Genomic DNA, 6,247 nt, shown 5'->3' on the forward strand with positions numbered 1-6,247 from the left:
GTTTGCGTGGGGCTCGGCCCCGAATCCGACGCAAACTCCTTGATCAACGGGAAGGACGGTGGCTGGGAGGGTGCCGTGAAGTGGCTGACAGTTGGCTTGGGGGGTGGTCGGTTGGTGACATTCGCGGCAATCTGGTGTCCATGCCGTCTCACCGGTCGCCACTGTCGCGGCTCCTCACCGTGCTGCTCGCCGGCGTTCTCGCCGGGCTCGTCCTCGCGGTCGTCGCGCTGCCCGGCAACCTGGTCGGCGGGTTCGTCGCCAAGGCGGCCCTCGGGGCGTACGCGCAGCTGCCCGACGCGCTGCGCACCCCCGCCCAGCCCCAGCGCTCCTACCTCTACGCCAACGACGGCAAAACCCTGATCACGACGTTCTACGACGTCAACCGCACCGACGTGCCCCTCGCCGAGATCGCCCCGGTGATGCGGCAGGCGATCGTGGCCGCCGAGGATCGTCGCTTCTACTCCCACGGCGGCGCCGACCTGCGCGGCCTCGTGCGCGCCCTGGTCGCCAACGTGACCGGCGGCGGCACCGAGCAGGGCGGGTCCACGCTGACCATGCAGTACGTCCGCAACGTGCTCAAGAACGACCCCAACAGCACCCCGGAGGAGCGGCAGGCCGCCACCGAGCAGACCGTCGGGCGCAAGCTCCAGGAGATCCGGTACGCGAACGCGCTGGAGAAGACTCTCAGCAAGGACGAGATCCTCAACCGCTACCTCAACATCGCGTACTTCGGTTCCGGGGCGTACGGCGTCGCCGCGGCCAGCCAGCGCTACTTCGGCAAGGCGCCCGGCGACCTGACCCTGGCCGAGGCGGCCCTGCTCGCCGGCCTGGTCCAGTCACCCGACGCGTACAGCCCGATCGACGGGGACAAGGACCAGGCCCTCGCCCGCCGGGCGTACGTGCTCGACTCGATGGCCGAGACCGGCGCGATCACCGCGCAGCAGGCCGCCGAGGCCAAGGCGGAGCCGCTCACCCTGCACCCGACCGCCCAGCCCAACGGCTGCACCGCGGTCGCCCAGGGGCACAACGACTGGGGCTACTTCTGCGACTACCTGCGCCAATGGTGGCTGGCCCAGCCGGCCTTCGGCGACACGCCGCAGGAGCGCGAGCAGGCGCTGCGCCGCGGCGGCTACACCGTCATCACCTCCCTGGACCCGAAGATCCAGCAGACCGCGCAGCAGCAGGCCACCGCCGTCTACGGGTACGACGACAAGCGTGCCCTGCCGATCGCCGCGGTCGAGCCGGGCACCGGCCGGGTGCTCGCCATGGCGGTCAACCGGCACTACAGCCTGGCCGACAACCCGGCCGGGCAGGCCAACCGCCCGAACACCGTCAACCCGCTGATCTCCGGCGGTGCCAGCGTCGCCGGCTACCAGGCCGGCTCCACGTTCAAAATGTTCACCATGCTCGCCGCGCTGGAGGCCGGCAAGCCGCTCGCCACCGGCTTCGACGCGCCGTCCCGGCTGCCCACCCGCTACGCCTCCGACGCCGACGGCAACTGCGGCGGCAAGTGGTGCCCGGCCAACGCCAACCCGCAGTGGATGGACGGCTACCGGATGATGTGGGACGGCTTCGGCCGCTCCGTCAACACGTACTTCGTCTGGCTGGCCGAGCAGGTCGGCGAGGACAAGGTGGTGGAGATGGCGCAGCGGCTCGGCATCACCTTCCGGGCCGGGTCGGACGCCGCGTTCGCCGAGAACAACGCAGACAACTGGGGCTCGTTCACCCTGGGCGTCGCCGCCACCACCCCGCTCGACCTGGCCAACGCGTACGCGACCGTGGCGGCCGAGGGGACGTACTGCACGCCGCTGCCGGTGATCTCGGTGACCGCCGCCAACGGCGACAAGGTCGACGTCGGCCAGCCGTCCTGCAAGCAGGTCCTGGACCCCGACGTGGCCCGGGCCGCCACCGACGCGGCCCGCTGCCCGGTCGGCCAGCAGTCGGCGTACGGGCAGTGCAACGGCGGCACGGCCACCGGGGTCAACCAGATCGTCGGCCGGCCGGTCGCCGGCAAGACCGGCAGCTCCGAGCAGAACGCCACCGAGACCTTCGTCGCCTTCACCCCGCAGGTGGCCGTCGCCGGCATCGCCGCCGACCCCGACGACCCGACCGACCTGGTCGGCTCGGCGGTCCAGTCCAAGGTGATCGACGCCGTCGCCCGGGTGATCCGGAAGGCCGTGGACGGCAAGCCGGTGCAGGACTTCACCGCGCCAAGCCAGGAGCTGGCCGGCGACCCGCAGCGCTCCCGACCGCAGCCCACCCCGCCGTGGCAACAGCAGCAGGACCAGAACCAGGCCCAGAACCTCCCCCGCTGGCTCCGCGGCTAGACGCGGAGCAGGGGCGACACCACCTCGTCCAGCGCCGCGGCCACCTCGTCCGGGTCGCCGTCGCCGTCGACCACCACGAACGACGCGTACTCGGGCAGGGCCCGGTAGGCGGCGTCCAGCGCCCGCAGGTGAGACAACTCCTCGGTGTCGATGCCACGGGCCAGGACCCGCCGCCGGGCGACCTCCGGCGAGGTCGCCAGGAAACAGACCACGGTGGGGCGCGGGAAGATCGCGTACGCCGCCCCGACCGCCCGCCGCCCCAGGTCGCCACGGGCTGTCATGATCACGTACTGGCACCAGGTCCACCGGTCCAGCACCGCCGTGCGCCCGGTCAGCCGGCTGACCAGCACCGTGCGGGTCATCGCCACCGCGCGGACCGCGGCCTCCAGGATCGGATAGCAGGTACGCCCGAACAGGGCCACCCCGTCCGCCCGGCCGAACACCCGGGCGAGCCGGTTCCACACCGGCCGCCCGCCCGCGTTCTCGAAGTACGTCGCCGGCGTGCCGTCAGCGGTCAGCCGGCGGGCGAGGGCCCGGGCCTGGGTACTCTTGCCGGATCCGTCGACACCGATCAGCGCGATCATGATGGGCTGGGCCACGGGTCGGAACGGTAGCCGCCGCCGGCAACCCGGTGGAAAGATCCGTGTCGGATCCCGCCCGGCGGCTCCGACCCACCGGTGAGCGCGCCCGTCGGGGCGTCACCGAGCAGGAGGACACCATGCGCAAACTCGTCTACTGGGTGCACCAGTCCGTCGACGGGTTCATCGAGGGCCCGAACGGAGAGTTCGACTGGCCGGTCATGGGACCGGAGCTGTCGGCGTACTCCTTCGAGCTGTGCGACCGGGCCGACGCCTTCCTCTACGGCCGCGTGGTGTGGGAGTTCATGTCCTCCTACTGGCCGCGTGTCGAGGAGCTGTCCCAGGACCCGCACGACCTGAGGTTCGCCCCGGTCTGGCGGCGTACCCCGAAGGTTGTCATCTCGCGGACGCTGGAGCACCCCGAGTACGGCGCCCGGGTGATCGGCCGCGACCTGGCCGCCGAGGTCGCCGAGCTGAAGGCCCAGCCCGGCAAGGAACTGCTGCTCACCGGCGGCTCCGGGGCTGCGGCGGCGCTGACCGACCTGGGCCTGATCGACGAGTACCAGGTGGTCGTGCACCCGGTGGTGCTCGGCAGTGGCAGGCCGGTCTTCCCCGGCAAGGACCGCCTAGCCCTGCGGCTAATGGAGACCCGCCACTTCGACGGCCGCTCGGTGCTGCTGCGCTACGCGCGAGCCTGATCGGGTGGTGCGTCAGCCCCGAGCCCGGGCCCAGCTGAGGAACCGGTCGGTCAGGTCCGGTGCCGGGCGCGAGTGGAGCTGGCCGAGCTGGTCCCGCGCCTCGGCCATGAGGATGCCGAGGTAGACCAACAGGGCGGTACGGTCGTGCCGATACTCGACCAGCAGGCCGAGGCGGGCCGGCTGGCACGGCCACTCCGCCGCACAGTTGCGGCACCGCCACAGCGGGCGCATGGCCACATGGGGTACGGGCGGCCTGGTCATCGCAGCCGCAGGGCCACGGCGCGGGCCTCGTCGTCGGTCAGCGGCAGGAACCAGAGGAACCGCCGTACGATCTCCGGCGGGGTCGGGCCCTGCGGCCGACCCCGCAGGTCGGGGATCGCGGACCGCAGCAGAACGGACATCGTCGGGATCAGCGCCGCGCGGGGGAGCCGCCAATCGGCGTACGCGCGGAAGGGCGCGCAGGGCCACGGGTCCGCGCAGGTCTCGCAGACCCAGGACGGGCGGTGGCCGGCGTGGCCGCCGGTGACCCGCGGGTCGGTCAGGTCCAGCGCCGTCAACGCTGCCCTCGGTACGTTCATCGATTCCGGATGTGGGTCACGCATGTCGACCTCCACGGCGAGCCTGTCTGACGGGATCCGCATGGGTGACAGTCTGGTGAGGACGTCGCTACGCTCGGAAGGCATCGAGCCTGGTCGTGCTGATGGTCTGGTGCCCCGGTGCCGTGCACGATGACGCTTGGTGATCATGCTGAATCGCTGGAGGAGCCTTGGAAGGTGAGCTGACTGTCGACCGGATTCGCATCCAGCTCCGGCGGGTACGGGCGTTGGCCGGCCTGAACCAGGAGGAGTTCGGTCGGCGTACGAACTTCTCGGCGTCCACCGTGTCGGCGGTCGAGACGGGAACCCGTCCGATCGACCTGCCGTACGTCAAGCGGGTGGACGAGGTGTTGGATACCGGCGGGCTATTCGAGTCGCTGCTGCGCACGGTCCAGCGCGACGGCCAGCCGTCGTGGTTCAAGCCCTGGCTGGAGGCGGAACGGGCGGCCAACCAGCTCCGCTACTTCAACCCCACGCTCGTCCCTGGCCTGTTCCAGACCGCGAACTACGCCGGCGCGGTGCTCCGCTTCGATGACACTCGGCCGGAGGACGAGGTAGAGCAGCAGGTGACCGTCAGGCTGGAGCGCCAGGAAATACTCAGCAGAAAGCACCCGCCGCAGGTCATCGCCGTTATCGACGAGGCGGCCCTCCGCCGCACGGATGCGATCATGGCAGAGCAGCTCGCCCACCTGCTGCGGATGGCCGAACGGCCGCACGTGCACATCCACGTCATCCCCGCGAACACTGGGCTGCACGTCGGGCTGTCCGGGCCACTGGCTTTGGCGAGATTGGCCGACGGAGGCTGGGTGGGACACCTGGAGAACCAGCTTGACGGCGTCATCACCGACGCTGAGGATCAAATGGCTACGCTTCTAACCAGGTGGGAGAGCGTGAGGGGCGTCGCCCTCCCGGAGGCGCTGTCGGTTGCCCTCTTGAAGGAAGTCGAGAGCCAGCATGGACCTCAGTAACGCGCAGTGGAAGAAGTCCACCCGCAGCGGCACGAGCGGCGGCGACTGCGTCGAGGTGGCCGACAACCTGCCAGCCTTTGTCGCGGTCCGGGACAGTAAGGATCCGTCCGGGCCGGTGCTGGCCTTCGACCCGTCCGCTTGGAGGACGTTCGTGGCGTCGGCCAAGCAGTAGTCCTGACGCAAACCTGACGAGGCCCTTCAGCGCGATGCTGAGGGGCCTCGCTCGCACCCGCATTCAAGATTGCTCGCCGTTTCGTGTAATGCGTCGACCGGTTCAAGCGTCTGTATAAGAGACGGTCCACGGGGGACCGTCTCCGGAACGGGGAGGCGCATGCGATCCAGCAGAGGGACAAGAGCGGTACTGGCCGGGGGGATCGTCGTCGGGTTGCTGACGGGTGCGCCCGGTCCCGCGGTTGCCAGGCCGGCGCCCGCACCGCAGGCGGTCAGGCCGGCGGTCGTGACCGGCGAGGCCCAGACGGTGACGCTGATCACCGGTGACCGGGTGACGGTGTTCGGCGATGGCCGAGTCAGCGTTGTGCCGCGTAAGGGCGTTACGTTCCACAGTTACCGGACCGGTGGGCACCAGTACGTGTTCCCGTCGGATGCGGTGCCGTTGCTGCGGGCGGACCGGCTCGACCAGCGGTTGTTCGATTTGACCGAGTTGCTGGCGGTGCGGGCCGCGCGCCCGTCGTCGTTGCCGTTGATCGTTTCCGGTGCCACCGCCGCGCCGGGCCTGTCCGCGCAGCGGCGGCTGCCCGCGGTGCGGGGTTTCGCCGCCGAGACGCCCACCGGGTCGCTGGCAGCCCGTTGGCAGGCGACTCGCGCGAAGTTGACTGCGGGCAAGATCTGGCTCGACGCGGTACGTGAGCCGGCGTTGGATCAGAGTGTTCCGCTGATCGGTGCGCCCGCTGCCTGGTCGGCTGGTTTCGACGGCATGGGGGTGCGGGTAGCGGTGCTTGACTCGGGTATCGACGCCACGCATCCTGATCTGGCCGGGAAGGTCTCGGCGCGGCGGAACTTCACCGAGGGCGTGGAGGACGACCGCGACCTGGTCGGCCACGGCACGCACGTCGCGTCGAC

Annotated in this window: 8 protein-coding genes; 5 read left to right on the plus strand and 3 right to left on the minus strand. The window is 70.7% G+C overall.

Translation table 11 applies throughout. From position 1 onward, the window contains the following. The first annotated feature begins 140 nt into the window (after nt 1–140). Nucleotides 141–2,327, plus strand: coding sequence for a transglycosylase domain-containing protein (locus AB0C02_RS27810; protein WP_357551905.1), 2,187 nt, complete (start codon nt 141–143; stop codon nt 2,325–2,327). Here the strand turns inward: AB0C02_RS27810 and AB0C02_RS27815 are convergent. Then, complete coding sequence (locus AB0C02_RS27815) at nt 2,324–2,926, minus strand: dTMP kinase (protein WP_357551906.1); 603 nt, start codon at nt 2,924–2,926, stop codon at nt 2,324–2,326. The genes AB0C02_RS27810 and AB0C02_RS27815 overlap by 4 nt on opposite strands. A gap of 44 nt (nt 2,927–2,970) precedes the next feature. Here AB0C02_RS27815 and AB0C02_RS27820 point away from each other — a divergent pair, with 44 nt between their 5' ends. Then, on the plus strand, nt 2,971–3,603 hold the full coding sequence (locus tag AB0C02_RS27820) for a dihydrofolate reductase family protein (RefSeq protein WP_357551907.1): 633 nt from the start codon (nt 2,971–2,973) through the stop codon (nt 3,601–3,603). Between the two features lie 12 nt (nt 3,604–3,615). On the opposite strand, the gene AB0C02_RS27825 is transcribed toward AB0C02_RS27820, so the two are convergent. Both AB0C02_RS27825 and AB0C02_RS27830 read right to left on the minus strand, forming a co-directional pair. Beyond that, on the minus strand, nt 3,616–3,834 hold the full coding sequence (locus AB0C02_RS27825) for a flavin reductase (protein WP_357551908.1): 219 nt from the start codon (nt 3,832–3,834) through the stop codon (nt 3,616–3,618). A 26-nt stretch (nt 3,835–3,860) separates the two neighbouring features. Beyond that, entirely contained in the window at nt 3,861–4,205 is a 345-nt protein-coding gene (locus AB0C02_RS27830) for a hypothetical protein (RefSeq protein WP_357551909.1), read from the minus strand. 164 nt (nt 4,206–4,369) lie between these two features. On the opposite strand from AB0C02_RS27830, the gene AB0C02_RS27835 reads away from it, so the two are divergent. From AB0C02_RS27835 to AB0C02_RS27845, 3 genes are all read left to right on the plus strand, one after another. Beyond that, nucleotides 4,370–5,167: a helix-turn-helix transcriptional regulator gene (locus AB0C02_RS27835; RefSeq protein ID WP_357551910.1), complete on the plus strand. Its 798-nt coding sequence runs from the start codon at nt 4,370–4,372 to the stop codon at nt 5,165–5,167. Continuing rightward, nucleotides 5,154–5,339, plus strand: coding sequence for a DUF397 domain-containing protein (locus AB0C02_RS27840; RefSeq protein WP_357551911.1), 186 nt, complete (start codon nt 5,154–5,156; stop codon nt 5,337–5,339). The genes AB0C02_RS27835 and AB0C02_RS27840 overlap by 14 nt, the downstream gene beginning before the upstream one ends. Before the next feature lie 285 nt (nt 5,340–5,624). Next, nucleotides 5,625–6,247 (plus strand): S8 family serine peptidase (locus AB0C02_RS27845; protein WP_357551912.1); only part of this gene is annotated, 623 nt, incomplete at its 3' end.

Origin of the sequence: Micromonospora sp. NPDC048999, assembly GCF_040649295.1 — a bacterium.
In the GTDB taxonomy this organism is placed as follows: Bacteria; Actinomycetota; Actinomycetes; order Mycobacteriales; family Micromonosporaceae; genus Micromonospora.